This is a genomic window from Mesorhizobium sp. M7A.F.Ca.US.011.01.1.1, assembly GCF_003998295.1.
GTDB lineage: Bacteria > Pseudomonadota > Alphaproteobacteria > Rhizobiales > Rhizobiaceae > Mesorhizobium.
The window spans coordinates 1-17,983 of record NZ_RZRT01000085.1 but is presented as its reverse complement, the minus strand read 5'-3'; the positions used below and the strand labels follow the sequence as shown (position 1 = coordinate 17,983).

Genomic DNA, 17,983 nt, shown 5'->3' with positions numbered 1-17,983 from the left:
TCCACCGATTGACCAGCTGTAAGCGTGACCGTCGCCTTGCCGCCGTCGGCGGCGCTGACAGTCCCCGCCAGCATGTTCGCCTTGCCGAGAAAATCGGCGACGAAAGCGGTGGCCGGGGTCTCGTAGACCTCCTGCGGCGTGCCGATCTGCTCCATCGACCCGGCGTTCATGACGACGATCCGGTCGGACATCGACAGCGCTTCTTCCTGGTCGTGGGTGACGAAGATAGCGGTGATGCCCGTCGCCTGCTGGATCTTCTTGATCTCGACCCGCATCTCTTCGCGCATGTTGGCATCGAGCGCCGAAAGCGGTTCGTCGAGCAGCAGCACCTCGGGCTCGAAGACGATGGCGCGCGCCAGCGCGATGCGCTGCTGCTGCCCGCCTGAGAGTTGCGACGGCAATTTCTTCTCGCTGCCCGGCAGCCGCACCATATCGAGCGCCTGGCCGACCTTGCGGGTGATCTCGGCCTTCGGCACATTGCGATACTTCAAGCCGAAGGCGACATTGTCGAAGACATTCTTGTGCGGGAAAAGTGCGTAGCTTTGGAATACGAGACCAATGTTGCGCTTGTAGATCGGAATGTCATCGACCCGCCGTCCACCGATCAAAATTTGGCCGCTCGAAATGTCGACCAGCCCAGCGATGGAGCGCAGGATGGTCGTCTTGCCACAACCCGATGGACCGAGCAGGGTAACAAAGCTGCCCTTGCGGATCGCCAGCGAGAAATTACGCACCGCGATGAACTTCCCATAGGCAATGTCGATATCGCGGAATTCAACCGCGGGGGTGTCCAGCCCCGCCGCTGCAGGGGACAACACCCCGGCCGAGCCCGGCCGGGGTGCTTGCTGAGTGGTTGCCATTCCGTCAGGCGCCCTTCGATATCCGGTCCCACTGCTTGGACCAGGCGTCCTCGTTGTCCGCCCAATATTTCGGATCGGCGAAGGTCAGCGCCTTCATCGAGCCGGTCGGATCGAAGGCCGGGAGTTTCTCGATCTTCTCGGTGAGCTTGACCTTGGTCGGGTCGAGCGACGGCGGATAGCTCTGGCCTTCGGCCACTGCGATAGACGTTGCCGGATCGAGCATGAAGTTGATCAGTTCCTCGCATTCGGCCATCGGCGAGCCTTTCAGGATCAGCATGTCCTCCATCCAGGCGTAGGAGCCGGCCGGGTCGAGATAGCCGATCGGACGGCCTTGATCCTGCAAGGAAGCGACGCGGCCCGACCAGGCGTCGGTCACCACGATCTCACCCTTGGAAAGCAGGTCCATCAGTTCGGCGCCCGAACTCCAGAACTTCTTGGCAAGGTCTCGCGTCTCACGCACCTTGGCCCAGACGGCGTCCATGTCCTCGATCTTGTTGGGATCCTGGCCGGTGGCGAGCGCGGCGTACCAGACCCGCGTGGTCATGTCGGCATAGCCGCCGATCCTGCCGGCGTACTTCTTGTCCAGGAGCAGCCCTGCCCCTTTTTCCTTCGCTTCCTCCGGCGAAATGACGGTGGTGTTGTAGGCCAGGCCGGTGGTGCCATAATCGTAGGGAACGGCCGACAGCTTCGGCGTCAGCTTGCGGAACGGCTCGATCATCGGCTGCAGCACATTCGTCATGTTGGGAATGTTGGCCTCGTTGATTTCCGAGGTCATCCCGGCGTTCACGTATTTGATATAGTAGTTGACGCCAGACGAATGGACGACTTGAAAGTCGCCCGGCTTCGACGTCTTGACCTTGGTGATGATCTCGTTCTCGTCGCCGAACGTGCCCTGCACCACCTTGATGCCGGTCTTGGCGGTGTAGGGCTGGAAGGCGTACTTTTCGATCGCGTCCTGCACCGTGCCGCCCCAACCGTCGAAGCGGACCTCCGTTGCGGCTGCGAGCGCGCGGCCCATCCACGGCATCGACAGACCTGCGGTTGTCGCGGCCGCAGCCGTCAGAGTCAGGAAGGTACGGCGGCTCAGGTCGCCATTATTGTAGCGTTCCTGCAGCCTTTCCAGCCGTCTGGTGTTGGACAGTTTCATCATGCGTTCTCCCTTGGTTCGTTGCGTTTTTTCAATCGAGTAAGGCTTTGCAGGATCAGGCCTCCGATCAGCGGTATGCCGACCGTCAAAAGGATCATGACAGTGCCCAGAGCATTGATTTCCGGGCTGATCGATATTTTGAGCATCGACAGAATCTGCGTCGGCATCGTCTCGACGCCGGCCGGCCGCCAGAACAGACTGGCCGAGGTGTTGTCGAAGGAAATGGTGAAGGCAAGAAGCGCGCCCGCAATCACCGCGGGAATGAGCAGCGGCAGCGTGATCTCACGGAAGGAGGCAAGACGTGAAGCGCCAAGTGAAAGCGCCGCCTCTTCATAGACGCGTCGTACGCCGACCATGCGCGCCTGGACGATCAGAACCACATAGGGCACGGCCAACAGGATGTGGCCCAGCACCAGGATGAGCAGCGTACGCGGCTGGTCGACCGCCTTGATGAGCACCAGCAGGCCGACGCCGAGAATCGTCTCAGGCACCAGCGCCGGCAAGATCACCAGCGTGCTCAGCATTTGCTTGCCGCGAAAATCGAAGCGGACGAGCGCGAAGGCCGTCACCAGCCCGATGGCGGTGGTGACGACGGCGGTGACGAGCGCGATCCACAAAGAGGTGCGGAAGGCGGCAAGCACCTGCTCGTTGCCCATCAGCTTGACATACCATTGCAGGCTGAAGCCAGTCATCGGGAAGCCGCCGAACATCGAGGAATTGAACGACAGGATCACCGTGGCGACGATCGGCGCGAACATGAAAACATAGACCAGAACGGTTATGAAGCCGGTCAGCCGCCAGGCCCATCTGCCTTCCCTGTCGCCGGTTCGTGCCGTCATCCACCCAACCCTTTGACGATCTGGGACATGCCCATGTAGCGGGTGTAAAGGGCGGCGAAGAAGCCGAGCACGACGAAGAGCACAATGGAAAGGGTGGCGCCCATCGGCCAGTTCAATTGGCCCATGATAGTGTCGTAGATCAGGTTGCCGAACAGCGCGTCACGGCCGGAGCCGAGGAGTTGCGGCGTCACGTAGGAGCCGGCCGCCAGCACGAAGCAGAGGAGCAGGCCGGCGGCGAGGCCGGGCAACGACAGTGGCAGCGTGACCTCGCGGAAAGCCTGCGCGCTGGTGCAGCCCATGGAACGGGCCGCCGAGATCAGTGTGCGGTCGATGCTTTCGAGGCTGACATAGACGTTGAGGATCATGTACGGCAGCAGGAAGTGCAGCAGACCCATGATGACCGCGCCTTCGGTGTAGAGCATCGGCAGCGGTTCATGGATCAAGCCGAGCTTGAGCAGCGCGACGTTGATGACGCCCTGTTCGCCCAGGATGTTGATCCAGGAAAAGGTGCGGATGGTGAAGCTGATCCAGAACGGCACGATCAGCAAAAGCAGCAGCAGCCATTTGTGCTTGAAGGTCGTCGCCCAGATAAAGTAGGCGGGAAAATAGCCGAGCACGCCGCAGATGAGCGCGGTCATCGCGCCGACCCTCAGCGTCTTGAACAGGAAGCCGTGATAGTAGCTGTCGGTCAGGAACTCGTGCCAGTTCGCCAGCGTCAGCGTGCTCTGCTCGACGCCGGCCGTGACGAAGGTGAAGAAGGTGTAGATCATCATCACGGCGATCGGCAGCACCAGGAAAAAGATCAGCAGCATCAGGACCGGCGCGACCAGCATCCATGCCAGCCGTGGGTCATACAATGTCCATCCCTTGGTCATTCGCGCCCGAATTTTGGCGCCGTCTCTGCGGCGCTTGTTGTTCCCTGGGCCCAAGATTGGGTCACCGGGGCGAAGATGTCCACACCCAGCCGACAGATTCCATCCTACAAGGATGATGCACGTGTAGACGCCAATGCCGAAAAGATATCGTTGGCGTGGCCAAACTGTCATCAATTATTTGCCACCAGCAGCAGCTTGAATTCTATAGGCCGCCAAACCAACCAAGGATATCGGAATGGACTGAGCATGCACAGAAGGATGTCCGCTTTAGTTACGTGCGGGGCTCGCTGAGCGACCGATATGAGGGCGCGAAGCCGCCATTCTTTTCAGGATTGAGAGTAGGCGTCGGCTTGGAGACAACGCAAGTAAGTGGACAATGTGACTGGCGGCACTCGTCAGAGGTGACGCCGGCCGGACGCGCAGCAATTGGCGATAGCCGCGCTCGATCATCCTAAGCCCGTCGCACTCGCTGGCCTTGAGAGTATCCGCGACCTTCAGGGATGGTGCCTACGGCATGGCTAGGGATCGCGGGCAACCGGGTGAATCGACCGGCGACGCGACAGCCAACGCTCACTTTGCCGGCTTCGGGCGCATCCAAATTGACCTAGCGTGTTGGCGTGGGGTCATCACAATTGGGGCCGCCGTGAAGCCGGCGAAGTGCTGACGCTAACCACCGTCACTTTTCGATCGGCGGAGTGCAACGACGAGAGTGCATCCTGGGAGATACCCTCGTCGGTAATCACCTCGTCGATCTCGGAAATATCCGAAAGCGTGCAGAAACCAGGTGCGGTGAACTTCGAACTGTCGACGAGCAGGATCGTCTTGCGGGCGGACGAAATCATGGCGCGCTTGAGCGACGCCACCTCCAGCGAGGTTTCCGTCAACAGCGTGCCTGTCACGGCCGAAGCACCTGTCATGCAGAGATCGGCATGGAGCGTCTTGATGAAGCTCTCGCCCGGCTCGCCAGCGAGGTGCCGGTAGCCGGGACGGACGGTGCCGCCGGGCAGGATGATGCGCCAGGATTTGATGTCGGCCGCGAAATCGGCAATCTGGAGACTGTTCGTCACCACGGTCAGCGGCAAATCCCGCTCGGCGGCGGCGCGCACTACCTCCATGACAGTCGAGGAACTGTCGAAGATGACACTATCGCGAGCGCTCAGCCGCTGCGCGGCCTCACGGCCGATCGCAACCTTTTCTGCATGCTGCAGCTCCGCATTGACGGTCATCTCGCGTTCGAAGGTGGCGCGCATGGGCTGCAGCAGGTGCGCCCCGCCATGGGTGCGCTCGAGATACCCCTTCTCCACCAGATGTTCGAGATCGCGCCTGACCGTCGATTGCGATCCGCCGATCGTGTCGGCGAGCTCCTGGATGCTGGCCGCGCCGCTTACGCGCAGGTGCTCCAGGATCAGCGCCTGCCGTTTGGCAGGAACGATATCGACGCGTTTGGTCAGAGACTCCATGCTTCACCCCGCTTGATGGCCGACCGATTCTCAGGCCAAACCAGTCAATCCCTACCAAATGGTATAACCGCAATCCACAACCACGACCGCACCGGTCATGGCGCTCGCCGCGTCCGAGGCGAGGAAAAGGATGGGGGCGGCAATCTCGTCGGGGCGCGCAACGCGCTTCATTGGCGTCATCTCCATCCATACCGGCATCAGCCCGTCGTCAGTGAAGCCGCCACGCGACATGACGGTATCGACATAGGTCGGCGCGACGCAGTTTACCCTGACGCCGCGTTCGGCCCATTCTCCCGCAAGCGACCGTGTCATGTGGTGGACCGCTGCCTTCGCCGAATTGTAGTGCACCTGACGTTGCGGCTTGTTCGAGATCAGTCCGGACATGGAACCGAGCGTGACGATCGAGCCACGGCCACGCTGGAGCATGGGCCTTGCGAACTCCCGGCAGGACCAATAGGCGCCGTTCAGGTCGACGTCGACCACCTTCAGCCAGACCTCGTCGCTCATCTCCTCCCCGCCGGTGTCGGGCCAGGCGATCCCGGCATTGGCGATCAGGATATCGACCGCGCCGTGGCGCTCGTTGGCGGATCGCGCGGCTGCGGCAACTGCCTTGGAATCGGTCACGTCGAGTTGCACCGCCTCGACGTCGTGGCCGTTGCGCTTCAGCTCGGCACGCCCTGTCTGCAGCACCTGCGGATCCATATCCGATATGATGACCCGCGCGCCGGCCTCGGCAAGCGCTTCGGCTGTCGATAGGCCAATGCCACGGCCACCGCCGGTGATAAAGGCAGTCTTGCCATCAAGGCGGAACCGTTCGAGAAACATGAGGATTGTCCTTCAGGCGTGTTGGAGGCTGGCATCAGCATGGCGGTTGCGTCCGAGGATGAGCAGGCAGCCGGCCGTGAAGCTGTCGCCCAGGCCGAGCGTCGTCGCGGGCTTCTCCACATAGGGCGATGCGCAGGCAACGAAGGTCCAGCGCCCCTTGCGGACGGGCGTCTCGAAGGGAAGCGGATGGAACTCGGCCGTCGGCGCGATCGCGATGGTTCGTGCCGGTTCTCCAGTCGCCGCCCTGGCACTGGCGATTGCGCAGCCTGCCATCAGCGCACGTTCCTCTTCCATCGGATCGTTCAGGGTCACAGCGGCGGCCCAGGTATCGGCATGCACGCAGACTCGCTCGAGGTCGAAACGCTGGCCGAGGGCCACGAGCGCCTCCATGGGATGATGGGCAGACGAGTTCATGGCAAGCAGTTCGGAATGGCTCATTCCAAGTGAGGTGATCGAGCCGCTTGTGTGGGAAAGGAGCTCCTCGATTGCCTGCTGCGTCGCATAGCCCGCCAGTTCGAAATGGATCGTCCGGAGCCCGGCTGCCTTCCAGTCGCGGCTGAGCGCGAAGACGTGGCGGCTGGCGGCGCCGACATTCTCCACCGCTTCGTCGTTCAATCCGGAAAGCAGCCCGGCGGCGGCCGACGCCGCCAACCGGCGCGACATGGCCTCGAAATCCTTGTCGCGCTGAATGCCGCGGTCGCAAAAGCGGATGATGACCCGTGAGGAACGAGGCGGCACGACGGCGCCAATCGCGCGGCCGGCCGTGAATTCGAAGATGAAGATTTCGGGGATGTGCCGGCCAGCGGTCGACACCGCATCCGACGTCTTGAGCCTGCCCCTTTCCGCCAGCAGAACGCCTGCCGGTATCTGCCGCAGCATTGCCGCGTGGCGATCCTCGAGGGCGACCACGGAGCGGACGCCAAGTTGCCCGAGCACCCAGGCCGCCTGAGGCCCGGTTCCGCCCAGGGCATAGCGCGGCCGTAGCCGCTCGCGCAGCCATGCCGGGCCTTCCGGCCAGTCGAACCGTACCTCGCCGCCCACACCGCGGGCCGCACGGGATAGAAGGAGGTTGGCAAGTTGCGCCGCGGGCGTATCGGCGGGCGCGTCCAGAAGCGGCTGGATGTCGTGCATCTCGACCAGCGCGTCGACGCACGCGCTGATGCCGCACAAGAAAAGGCCCGCCGACGAAAGGGCGTCCGCGCCGAGCGGACCGGTCCGTGGATCGATCAGGGCGGAATAGCGTTCTGCGCACGACGTGGCGAAACCATCACTCAAGGCCGCGATCCTCCTCACCCGACGCTGCCAATTGCTATCATTATCTTCCAAATCGTCAATGCGATTTTTGCCGTCCGCGCCTGAATTGGGCAGATGAGCCGTCACGAGCCTTGCCTTTGCGCAGCGCAGCAAGAAATTTTTCTGCAAGTGATCAAATTGCTTCAAATATCACGTGTATCAAATTTTTCTGTTTGTAAACAAATGGATACTGCAACAACGCCTCTCGGCATCAAAGCGAATCCGCAGCGAACGCTGAAAAGCGAGCCTGCTTCAGCACGAACTTAGAAAGATTTAGACAGCTATTGACAGATTATGAGAAATATCCGCATATGAAGCCTAGCCTGGAGCGGCGAAGCAAGAGCGCCGACAGCAAGGCCTTACAACATCTCTACCGAGGAACACCTATGCTTACGAGACTCGACAGGAAGCTGGCGAACATCCGCGCAGGCCGCTACAAACCGACTGATTTCGTCATTGCTGATGCCAAGGACAGCGATGTCGGCGCCGGCGTGACCGCTACGGGCTTCGACTATTCGGTCAAGCCGCCGCGCCGCCGCAGCCGCCAGGAATTCATCGCCCAGATCGAGGAGATCATCAAACAGGACATCGTCGACCTGATGCTGGTGTCGCAATCCAACCTTGATCTTCTCGACGAGCGCGGCGCCTTCTTCGGCAGCGAGATGAAGCCCGCGATCCGCGGCAATCTGGAAACGATGTGCTGGGGCGCCGTGCGCCACGGCACCTATACGCAGCAGCCGTCAGTGCCCTTCCGTGATACCAATCTCTTGCGCGCAATTGCCAGCTATCCGAAGCGCGGTACCGACCTTGCCCTCTATTCGGTTTCCTTCAGCAACGATGTCGAACTCGACATCCGCACGCTGAATGAATTTGCCGCCTTCCGCGCCGAGGCGGCCCGGACCAATTTCAAATACTTCTACGAGGTCTTCAATCCGAGCGTTGACATCGGGCTCGACCGCGAGCAGATCGGCGAATTCGTCAACGACCACATCATCAAGTCGCTGGCGAGCGTGCCGCAGGCCGAACGTCCGCTTTTCCTGAAGACGCCCTACAACGGCCCGAAAGCGCTTGAGGAGCTCGCCAGTTTCGACTCCGAGCTGATCGTCGGCGTGCTCGGCGGCGGTGCCGGCACCACGCGCGACACGTTCGAGCTCGTGGCCCAGTCGGAGCGCTATGGCGCTCGTCTGGCGCTCTTCGGCCGCAAGATCAACCTCGCCGAGGCGCCGCTTCACCTCATCGTCTTAATGCGGGCGGTTGCTGACGGCACGGTGGGCCCGGAAGAGGCGGTGCGCGCCTACCATGGAGACTTGCAGAAGCTTGGGCTGACGCCGACCCGCTCGCTCGCGGACGATCGGGTGATCACGGAAGACGTGCTGACGGTCGCGGCCGCCAAGGCTGCCTGACACCGGAACTGGTGAGCGGTGGAGAAATATCCATCGCTCAGTTTAGAACGTGACCCGATGGGTCACTGCGCCCGCGAGTGAGGAGGCTCGCGACGCGCACCACGTGGGAGAAAAAGGGAGGAATAAAATGAGGAAACTGCTGTTTCTTGCGACGACGATCGTCGGCGCCGCTCTTGCTGCTGCTTCGGCGAATGCCGAACAGAAAGAGGTTACAGTCTGGTCCTGGTTCATCCAGAGCACGATGGACAAGTCGATCGCTGCCTTCGAAAAGGTCCATCCGGACGTCAAAGTCAAGTACACCTACTACAACTACTCGCCCGAATACATCACCGCCCTGAAGGCGGCGGCGGCCTCCGGGAGCCTGCCTGACGTGATCGGGCTGCAGCCGGGTTCGCTCACGCAGCAGTATCGCGAAAATCTCGAAGCCGTGAACGAACGCGCCGCCAAGCAGTGGGGCGACAAGTGGGCGGAGAAGGTCTTCCCCGTCAACCGCAAGCAGATGTTGATGGGCAATCCGAAGGGCGATGAGAATTATTACATCATCCCGCAGGAATCGCAGGTACTGTGCATCTGGTACAACCGCAAGATCTTTGAGAAGCTCAATCTTTCGCCCCCGAAGACCTATGCCGATCTGAAGGCGGCAGCCAAGACGCTGACGGACAACGGCTATATCCCGATGTTCCAGGGCGCGGCCGACGGCTGGCAGAATGAGAACGTCTTCCTCATGCTCGCCAACCAGTTCTCGCCGGGCATCGTCGACAAGGCCCAAGCCGGCGAAACGCTCTGGACGGCGCCGGAACTCGTCGCGGCCATGAAGGCCTGGAAGGGTCTCTTCGACGACGGCATCTTCCAGCAGGGGGCGCTCGGGGCGCACGCCTATCCGACCGGCGCTCAGCTCTTTGCACAAGGCAAGGTCGGCATGATGGCGCTCGGTTCCTGGTGGATGCAGGAAAGCAAGTTCCCGCCGCCGCTTTCGGAGTATGTGCAGAACATGGACGGCTTCGATTTCTTCTATATGCCCCCCGTCAAGGATGGCAATTCCGCCAGCCCGCCTGTCGGCGGTATCGACATCGGCTACGGCCTGACCAAGAACGGTGGCAAAAACCCCGAAGCCTGGACCTTCCTTGCCGAACTCACCAACGGCGTCGGCCTGCAGGAGGCGTTGAACGACCTCAACGACCTTCCCGCCTTCGAGGGCAATTCCCCGAAGGGCGACATTACCGATCATGTGAAGGAGATTTCGGCCCGCTTCATGGCTGATCTGCCCAAGGCGGAAAACCAGCGCTTTGCCTCGCCGGCGGTCGCAGAAGCGCTCGACAATGCCCTTGCCGGTGTCGCGGCCGGCAGCATCGAGCCGGAAGCAGCACTCGCCACCGTTCAGGCGGCGACCGAGAAAGCTCTCGCGGCGAAGTAGCCCACGACCAACTGCCGGGCGCGGAGACGCGCCCGGTCCTTTTTCAGTATAAGATGGCGAGCATCATGAGCGCAGAGGCCATGCGAGCCGGGGCCGCCGTCGCGCCGGTGAAACGGCGATCGGGATCCAGAGCTTCGACGCTCTATCTATTCGCCTTGCCGGCAACGCTGCTGTTTGTCGTCTTCGTCGCCTATCCAATTCTGTGGGTTGCCGAGCAAAGCTTCTACTCCAGCAGGACGGATGGCGGAGCGGTGTTTGCCGGGCTTGCCAACTACACGAGCGTTCTCAGCGATCCGACCTTCTGGACGGTGGTGCGCAACATGTTTCTGTGGGGCGTCATCACCATACCGGTGCAGATGCTGATCGGCGGGCTGCTCGCCTATTTCATCGAGCGGCATACGCATGCGCTGCGCGGCTTCTTCCGCACCATGTTCTTCCTGCCCGTGGTGACTTCGGTTTCGGTCATCAGCCTGGTGTGGGTACAGATCTACGCGCCCTATTACGGCATCGCCCAGGAATATCTGAAGCATGTAGGCATCGTCATGATGACATCGCCGATCGGCGACCCGAAGACCGCGATCTACGCACTGATCATCGTCAACATCTGGCAATGGACCGGCTTTTCGATGCTGATGTACATCGCCGGCATCGCCAACCTGCCCAGCGAAGTGCTTGATGCCGCCCGCATCGACGGTGCCAAGGGCTGGCGGCTTGCCGTGCATATTATTGTGCCGATGCTGGCGCCGGCGACGAAATCGCTGCTGCTTCTGGGTGTCATCGGCACGCTGCAGACCTTCCCGATCGTGCATCTGATGACCGGCGGCGGTCCGAACCGGGCAAGCGAGGTGTTCGGCACCTTCATCTTCAAGCAAAGCTTCGTGCTGGGCGACACCGGAAGCGGCGCGGCGCTTTCGGTCATCGTATTGGTCATCGCGCTCGCGCTGTCGCTGATCCAGATCGCGGTGCTCGGCGCCCGTCTGTCGCCAGCGGGGAAGGAGGGGCCATGATGGCGCCGCTCGCCCGCAGCCGCATCCGTGGCGTGGTCATCCACGCCGTCCTCTTCATCGTGCTCGGCTTCTGGATGGTCCCGCAGATCTACATGCTGTCGATCGGGCTGCGCACCCCGGCGCAGGCCTTCGACGCCGAACTGTTCACCTGGCCGGTGACCTTCGACAATTTCGTCACCGTGATCCGCGACAATCCGCTGGGTGGCATTTTTCTCAACAGCCTGATCATCACCGTCGCGACGGTGATGATCGTGGTGGCGGTCTCGTCGCTGTTTGCCTTCGCCTGCGCCATCCTGCGGTTGAAGGGCTCGATGCTGCTCTACACCATCCTTTTGACGACGCTGATGGTGCCGCTCGCCTCGATGGTGCTGCCGCTCGCCATCCTGCTCCAGAACTTCGGCTGGGTGAACACCTATATCGGCCTCATCCTGCCCTATGCGGCGCTCGGCGTGCCGTTCGCCATGGTCATCCTCAAGGCCTTCATGGAAGACGCGCCGCGCGAGCTATTCGAGGCGGCGCGCGTTGACGGCTGCAACGCCTGGCAGACCTACTGGCACGTCGCCCTTCCATTGGTGCGGCCGGCACTGGTCTTCGTCACCATCTGGCAGTTCATCGTCACCTGGAACGAATTCTTCCTTGCCCTCATCGTGCTGACCAGGAGCGAGATGAAGACGCTCACCATCGTGCCGATGCAGTATTCCGGCCTCTACATGGCCAACCCCGGTGCGCTCTTCGCCATCCTGACGCTGATCGCGCTTCCCCTCATCCTCCTCTATGTGCTGGTGCAGCGCGCCTTCGTGCGCGGCCTGCTGGCCGGCGCGGTGAAAGGCTAGGCCTATGGCGACGCTTTTGATCGACAAGGTCACCAAGGCCTTCGGCCACACCACGGTCATCCCGGAATTGTCGCTGACCATCGAGGACGGCGAGTTCTGCGTGCTGGTCGGACCGTCGGGCTGCGGCAAGTCCACACTGCTTCGGATCATCGCCGGGCTCGAACCTATCAGCTCCGGCCGCATCCTGGTCGATGGCGTCGACATGAGTGGTGCCGAGCCACCGGAACGAGGCGTGGCCATGGTGTTCCAGTCCTATGCGCTTTATCCGCATATGGATGTCGACCGCAACATCGGCTTCGGCTTGAAGATTGCTCGAACGCCCGCCGCCGAGATCGTCGAACGTGTCAGCCGTGCTGCCGAAAAACTGCGGCTGGGCTCATACCTGAAGCGCAAGCCGCGAGAGCTTTCCGGCGGGCAGCGCCAGCGCGTCGCGATCGGCCGCGCCATGACCCGCAAGCCGAAACTCTTTCTACTTGACGAGCCGCTCTCCAATCTCGACGCCGCGCTACGTGTCGGCATGCGCCTGGAGATCGCGCGGCTGAAGGCCGAGCTGGCGTCGACCATGGTCTATGTCACGCACGACCAGGTAGAAGCCATGACGCTTGCCGACCGTATCGTGGTGATGAACGGCGGGCGCATCGAGCAGGTCGGCACACCGCTCGATCTCTATCACCGACCCGCCAATTCGTTCGTTGCCGGCTTCATCGGTTCGCCGGCGATGAATTTCCTGAAGGGCTGTGTCGAAAAGGTTGAAGGCAACCAGGCGACGGTCAGCCTGGACATCGGGCTTTCACTCACCATGCCGGTTTCGAAGGCACTGCGGGCGGGCGTCGAAGTGACTGTCGGGATTCGGCCTGAACACATCGTGCTGTCCACCGAGGGGCAGGCCGATGCGTTCGTCGTGAAGGCGAGCGTGGTCGAACTGTTGGGCAGCGACACCTTCATTCATGCGCGCGAAGGCGAGGAGAACCTGGTCATCCGCGATAGCGGCGGCCGCATGGCGCGCACGGGGGATCGCATCGCGATCTCCTTGCCGCCCCGCGCCTGCCACCTCTTCAACAAGGCCGGTCAACGAATTTTCGATGTGGCGGCCACCGAGCCCGCCTGACACCAACTCGAAGAACATCACGAAGAGGGAACCATGACGGATTTTCAGGGACGAAATATTCTGGTGACGGGCGGCAGCGGCGGCATTGGCGGCACCACTGTGCGGCATCTGGTGCGGGCCAACGCCAATGTGATCGCAGCCGGGCGCTCGCAAGAGGCGCTCGACGCCATCGCCAGCGAGACGGGCTGCCGCACCGTAACTTTCGACCTCGCCTCCGAGGACGAGGTCCGCGACGCGCTCGAAGGGCTCGACCTCTGGGGCGTCGTCAATTGCGGCGGTTTCGGCGGCGAGATCGCGACGCCGATGGACACCGACATCGCCATCTTCGACAAGGTGATCACCATCAATGCGCGCGGCGCGCTGCTGGTCACCAAATACGCGACGCGGCAGATGGTGGCAATCGGCAAGGGCGGCGCGATCGTCAACGTCTCCAGCCAGGCGGCGCTGGTCGCGCTCGACGGGCACATTTCCTACGGCTCCTCCAAGGCGGCACTCGAAAACATCACGCGCTGTTCGGCCCTGGAGCTGGGCAAATACAACATCCGCGTCAACAGCGTGAACCCGACCGTGGTGATGACGCCGATCTCATCGGGTCACTGGAGCCAGCCGCATGTCGCCGAGCCATTTCTGAAACAGATGCCGCTCGGTCGCTGGGCGACTGAGGATGAAGTCGCCGGGCCGATAGTGTTCCTGCTCAGCGACACCGCTTCGATGATTACCGGCATTCACCTTCCCATCGACGGCGGTTACACCTGCCGATGAGGCCTATGACAGCGGTCCTAAAAGCGTGTCGCGTCTGAACGGATCAGGCGACCCGCTTTAGAGGTCTTTGTTTATAAATGTCGTTCTCCCAAGACCGAGCACACTTCGGCGACACGCGTTAGCGAAAAGCTGATGCTGCCGGTTCTTCGAACTTCGCCGCGCCGGTCATGATGGCGACCACATCGCCCATGGTGTGGGTTTTCGGACTGACCACGGCCGCACGTTTGCCCAGGCGCATGATGTGGATGCGGTCGGCGATTTCGAAGACGTTCGGCATGTTGTGGCTGATCAGGACCACCGGCAATCCGCGCTGGCGGATCGCCCGGATCAGGTCGAGAACCTGGCCAGTTTCGCGCACGCCAAGTGCCGCCGTCGGCTCATCCATGATCGCCAGCTTCTTGGCGAACAATGCCGCTCTGGCGACCGCGACGCCCTGACGCTGGCCGCCTGACAACGATTCGACCGCGCTGCCGATCGACGGCAGGTGGAATTTCAGGTCCGCCATGCTGCGCTCCGCCTCCGCGCGCATACCCTTCTTGTCGAGCATGCGCAGCACATTGCCGAGGAAGCCGGGGCGGCGGCGTTCCCGGCCGAGAAACAGATTGCTGGCGATGTCGAGCGCGGCCGCAACGGCGAGATCCTGGTAAACCGTCTCGATGCCTAGCTTGCGTGCGTCCAGCGGACCCTTGAAGTGGACGGGTTGGCCGTCCAGCAGGATGTCGCCACCGTCGGGGATGAGCGCGCCGGTCAGCGCCTTGATCAGCGAACTCTTTCCAGCGCCGTTGTCGCCGACCACCGCCAGGATTTCACCGGAGCGCAGTTCGAAATCGACACCGTCGAGAGCGGTGACGTGGCCGTAGCGTTTGACCAAATTGCGGGCTTCGAGGACGACGCCACCTGGGGTGGTCACGACTGGCGCTCTCGGCTCGACAGGCGCCATCACCGCCTCCCCCTCGTCAGCTGATCGAGCGCGACCGCCACGATCACCAGAATGCCTGTGATCAGATCCTGCCAGAGCGGATCAATGCCCGCGAGCGTCAGCCCGTTGCGCAGGACGCCGACGATCAGCGCGCCTATCAGTGTGCCAATCAATCCGCCCCTGCCACCGAACAGGCTGGTGCCGCCGATGACGACGGCGGTGATGGAATCGAGATTGGCAGTCTGCAACGCGTTGGGGTCGGCATTGGGGATTCGGCCCAGCGCCAGCCAGGCCGCGATCCCATAGATAAACGCCGCAAGGACGTAGACCGAAAGCAGAAGCCGCCCGACCGGTATGCCGACAAGCCGGGCGGCTTCCGGATTGTTGCCGACCGCGTAGACATGCCGTCCCCATTGCGTCTGGTTGAGAAGAAACCAGATAAATCCATAGAGGAGGAGCATGATGATGACGCCGTAGGTGAGGACGAAACCGTTCAGACGGATGGTGTTTCCCGTCCAGCCGAGAAAGTCGTCGTTGACCGCAAAGGCCCCGCCCGCCGAAATCAGCCTGAGGGCGGCGGTGATGATGCCCAATATGCCAAGGGTCACGATGAAGGGCGGCAGGCGCAGGCCGCTGATCAGGCTTCCCGCCGCGACACCCGCCGCTGTGCAGGCAAGAACGGCCAGGGCCATGGCCGCGATCGGATCATAGCCGCTGTTCGCCAGCTTTCCGGCCAGGATGGTGCCCAGGACGCATATCGCTCCCACCGCGAGATCGATGCCGGCGGTCAGGATGATCAAGGTCTGGCCAATGGCCAAAGTGCCGATGATTACCGTCTGCTGGAGAATGATCGACAGGTTTTGCGTAGCGAGAAAACGCGGATTGGTCAGCGAAAAGATCACGCCGAAAGCGAGCAGTACCAGCAACGGCCCCACCGATGGCGTGCCGATGACCTTCTTGGCAATGCTCGACGTCCTGCCGAAAGGGAGTGCCGATGCCGAATTCATAGTGCCCTCTGGAACGGTCGCCACATCTCCCGACCTCAGGTGCCGGAACGATCGGGACCATGCCGATACAGATCACCGCCTTGTCGACGGCCTGTCCAGCATGGTCCCGCCGGGGAGGATACAGAAATCAGTCGCCCCAACAGTTCTTGAGGCCCCATTCGGTATCCTTGGAGTCTATCCCTTCGACCGGCTTGTCGGTGATCAGGAACGAACCCGTGTTAACGAAGCCGCTCGGCTTCTTGCCGCTGGCGGCATAGTCGACGACCGCGTCGACGCCCATGGCCGCCATCTTGTAGGGGAACTGCATGACCGTCGCGGCGATCTTGCCGGCCTTGACGTCGCGAACACCGGCGCAGCCGCCGTCGATCGAGGTCAGCATGACATCGGCTTCCTTGCCGAAGGATTTCAACGCCGCATAGCCGCCGGCGGCGGCTGGCTCGTTGATGGTGTAGACCGCATTGATCTCGCCGTTCTTGGAGAGCAGGTTTTCCATGCCGACCTGGCCCTTGTCCTGCGCGCCATTGGTGATGGCCGAGCCGGCAATGGCCGGATCGCCTTCGGCAAGCCCGAAGCCCTTCAGATATCCATTGTGCCGGAACGCATCGACCGTGCCCCCAGGCGTTCCATCGAGCATCGCCAGCACCGGCTTCTTGTCGCCGAGCGCCTTGCGGGCATAGGCGCCCTGCTGCACGCCGGCCTCGAAATTGTCCGTGGCAAACGTCGCGTCGACGGCGTCGGCGGGATCGGTCGCCGTATCCAGAGCGATCACCAGCACCCCTGCATCACGTGCCTTCTTGATGATACCCAGCATGCCACTCGAGTTGTTCGGGGTTACCAGTATGCCTTTGGCGCCGGCGCTGATCAGATCCTCGATCGCGGTGACCTGGCCTTCATTGTCGCCATCGAACTTGCCGGCACGGGCGATCAGCTTGACGCCCTTGGCCTTGGCCTCGGCTTCGGCGGCCTGACGCATTTTTACGAAGAACGGATTGACCTCCGTCTTGGTGACGAGGCCGACAATGACTTCCTCGGCCGAGGCTCGACCGGTCGCTGCAAAAGCGGTCCCCAAGAACATCAGGGCCGTAACGGTTGATTTCACGATGGCGCCGGAGTTGGTGCCGGTCGACATAGGCAAAGTGGACATGAATTCCTCCCGAGTTGTTGAACCTTTCTCCTCAAAAGGCTCGCCGAGTTACGCATATGTTTTGCATACAGTCAAACATTATATCTATACTTATGTATGTTTTTATACATAATTATAGATATAAATCGTGCCTTAGACGTGCTCCGCACGACAAGGGTGTGGCAGCCCGCAGCGGAGATCGCCGAGGCTGGCAATCCGCTTGTTCAGGCCACCGATTTCGTTTCTTCCTCCGACCGGAAGAGCGACGCCGCCCTGTTTAGATCATGCATGGCGTTGCGTACGGTCCGGCTGTCGCTGAGCTGCCGATAATTCTCGTAAAGGGACCGGTAGGCGGCCGCATTTTCGCGGCGCGGGTGATAGGGCGTGAAGGTGCGCGCGCCGAACCGGGCTGTGCCTTCGGCGAAGCCATTCACCAGTTCCGCCGCGACCGCGCCATGGACCGCCGCGCCGACGGCCGTTGCATGGGCAATGCTTGGAACCTCCACGACGCGCCCCAGCACGTCGGCCATGATCTGGACCAGCAATGGATTGTTCTGGGCCAGCCCGCTCGTCAGGATGATGCGGTTGATGCCAAAATCGCCGGCCTCGAAGAGGTCGACCACCGTGCGAGCGCCAAAACATAGCGACTCGATCAGTGCGCGGTAGATGCCGACGCCCGTGGTTTCGGTCGTGAGACCGAGAAGCAGGCCGCTGAGGTCTGAATCCGCGAGCGGCACGCGGTTGCCGTTCCACCAGTCGAGCGCCACGAGATGGTTGGCGCCGGGTTCGAGCCCGGCTGCCTCGCGGTTGTAGATACGGAAACTTTCCGCCTCGTCCGCACCACGCGGAAAGGCCTTCACGAACCAGGCGAGCGTGTCGCCAAACCCAGCCTGCCCGGCCTCGTAGCACCAGAGATCGCGAACCGATCCATCCTTGGCCACACCTTCGATGCCGGGGGGTAAAGGACGGAACTGTTCGTTCAAAAAGAGATAGACCGCAGACGTCCCGAGCGCACCGACGAGACAGCCGGACGACACGGCCCCGACCGCCGGCAGCACGACGTGCGAATCGATGACCGCCACCGCGACGATCGCGCGGCCGCTGATCC

At 62.0% G+C, this 17,983-nt stretch carries 17 protein-coding genes; 6 read left to right on the top strand and 11 right to left on the bottom strand.

Features of this window, described 5'->3' with window-relative positions; genetic code table 11:
* From EOA13_RS34355 to EOA13_RS34325, 7 genes are all read right to left on the bottom strand, one after another.
* Positions 1-860: ABC transporter ATP-binding protein (locus EOA13_RS34355; protein ID WP_164780520.1), on the bottom strand; the 860-nt coding region annotated here is incomplete at its 3' end.
* Positions 861-864: 4 nt separating this feature from the next.
* On the bottom strand, positions 865-2,010 hold the full coding sequence (locus EOA13_RS34350; RefSeq protein ID WP_245486278.1) for an ABC transporter substrate-binding protein: 1,146 nt from the start codon (positions 2,008-2,010) through the stop codon (positions 865-867).
* On the bottom strand, positions 2,007-2,846 hold the full coding sequence (locus tag EOA13_RS34345) for an ABC transporter permease (RefSeq protein ID WP_127297665.1): 840 nt from the start codon (positions 2,844-2,846) through the stop codon (positions 2,007-2,009). Before EOA13_RS34345 ends, EOA13_RS34350 begins: the two co-directional genes overlap by 4 nt.
* Positions 2,843-3,721: an ABC transporter permease gene (locus EOA13_RS34340; RefSeq protein ID WP_127297664.1), complete on the bottom strand. Its 879-nt coding sequence runs from the start codon at positions 3,719-3,721 to the stop codon at positions 2,843-2,845. The genes EOA13_RS34345 and EOA13_RS34340 overlap by 4 nt, the downstream gene beginning before the upstream one ends.
* A 626-nt stretch (positions 3,722-4,347) precedes the next feature.
* Positions 4,348-5,181, bottom strand: coding sequence for a DeoR/GlpR family DNA-binding transcription regulator (locus EOA13_RS34335; protein WP_127297663.1), 834 nt, complete (start codon positions 5,179-5,181; stop codon positions 4,348-4,350).
* A gap of 51 nt (positions 5,182-5,232) precedes the next feature.
* Positions 5,233-6,006, bottom strand: a complete 774-nt coding sequence (locus EOA13_RS34330) for an SDR family oxidoreductase (protein WP_127297662.1) — start codon at positions 6,004-6,006, stop codon at positions 5,233-5,235.
* 12 nt (positions 6,007-6,018) lie between these two features.
* Positions 6,019-7,428 (bottom strand): ADP-dependent glucokinase/phosphofructokinase, encoded by a 1,410-nt coding sequence (locus EOA13_RS34325; protein WP_245490568.1) that lies wholly within the window; start codon positions 7,426-7,428, stop codon positions 6,019-6,021.
* A gap of 257 nt (positions 7,429-7,685) precedes the next feature.
* On the opposite strand from EOA13_RS34325, the gene EOA13_RS34320 reads away from it, so the two are divergent.
* The 6 genes from EOA13_RS34320 (at position 7,686) to EOA13_RS34295 (ending at position 13,826) form a co-directional block, all read left to right on the top strand.
* On the top strand, positions 7,686-8,702 hold the full coding sequence (locus EOA13_RS34320; protein ID WP_127297661.1) for a hypothetical protein: 1,017 nt from the start codon (positions 7,686-7,688) through the stop codon (positions 8,700-8,702).
* 127 nt (positions 8,703-8,829) lie between these two features.
* Positions 8,830-10,116, top strand: a complete 1,287-nt coding sequence (locus EOA13_RS34315; RefSeq protein WP_127297660.1) for an extracellular solute-binding protein — start codon at positions 8,830-8,832, stop codon at positions 10,114-10,116.
* A 65-nt stretch (positions 10,117-10,181) separates the two neighbouring features.
* Entirely contained in the window at positions 10,182-11,123 is a 942-nt protein-coding gene (locus tag EOA13_RS34310) for a sugar ABC transporter permease (RefSeq protein WP_127297659.1), read from the top strand.
* Positions 11,120-11,956 carry a carbohydrate ABC transporter permease gene (locus EOA13_RS34305; protein ID WP_245486282.1) on the top strand — a complete coding sequence of 279 codons (837 nt, stop codon included), beginning with the start codon at positions 11,120-11,122 and terminating at the stop codon, positions 11,954-11,956. The genes EOA13_RS34310 and EOA13_RS34305 overlap by 4 nt, the downstream gene beginning before the upstream one ends.
* Before the next feature lie 4 nt (positions 11,957-11,960).
* Positions 11,961-13,064: a sn-glycerol-3-phosphate ABC transporter ATP-binding protein UgpC gene (gene ugpC / locus EOA13_RS34300; protein ID WP_127297658.1), complete on the top strand. Its 1,104-nt coding sequence runs from the start codon at positions 11,961-11,963 to the stop codon at positions 13,062-13,064.
* 33 nt (positions 13,065-13,097) lie between these two features.
* Complete coding sequence (locus tag EOA13_RS34295) at positions 13,098-13,826, top strand: SDR family oxidoreductase (RefSeq protein ID WP_127297657.1); 729 nt, start codon at positions 13,098-13,100, stop codon at positions 13,824-13,826.
* A gap of 118 nt (positions 13,827-13,944) precedes the next feature.
* On the opposite strand, the gene EOA13_RS34290 is transcribed toward EOA13_RS34295, so the two are convergent.
* The 4 genes from EOA13_RS34290 to EOA13_RS34275 all read right to left on the bottom strand — a co-directional run.
* Positions 13,945-14,766 carry an ATP-binding cassette domain-containing protein gene (locus EOA13_RS34290; protein WP_127297656.1) on the bottom strand — a complete coding sequence of 274 codons (822 nt, stop codon included), beginning with the start codon at positions 14,764-14,766 and terminating at the stop codon, positions 13,945-13,947.
* Positions 14,766-15,752, bottom strand: a complete 987-nt coding sequence (locus EOA13_RS34285) for an ABC transporter permease (protein WP_127297655.1) — start codon at positions 15,750-15,752, stop codon at positions 14,766-14,768. The genes EOA13_RS34290 and EOA13_RS34285 overlap by 1 nt, the downstream gene beginning before the upstream one ends.
* 127 nt (positions 15,753-15,879) lie before the next feature.
* On the bottom strand, positions 15,880-16,896 hold the full coding sequence (locus tag EOA13_RS34280; RefSeq protein ID WP_245486286.1) for a substrate-binding domain-containing protein: 1,017 nt from the start codon (positions 16,894-16,896) through the stop codon (positions 15,880-15,882).
* A 203-nt stretch (positions 16,897-17,099) separates the two neighbouring features.
* Positions 17,100-17,983, bottom strand: an 884-nt coding sequence (locus EOA13_RS34275; RefSeq protein ID WP_245490567.1) for an FGGY-family carbohydrate kinase, incomplete at its 5' end; no start/stop codon positions are given.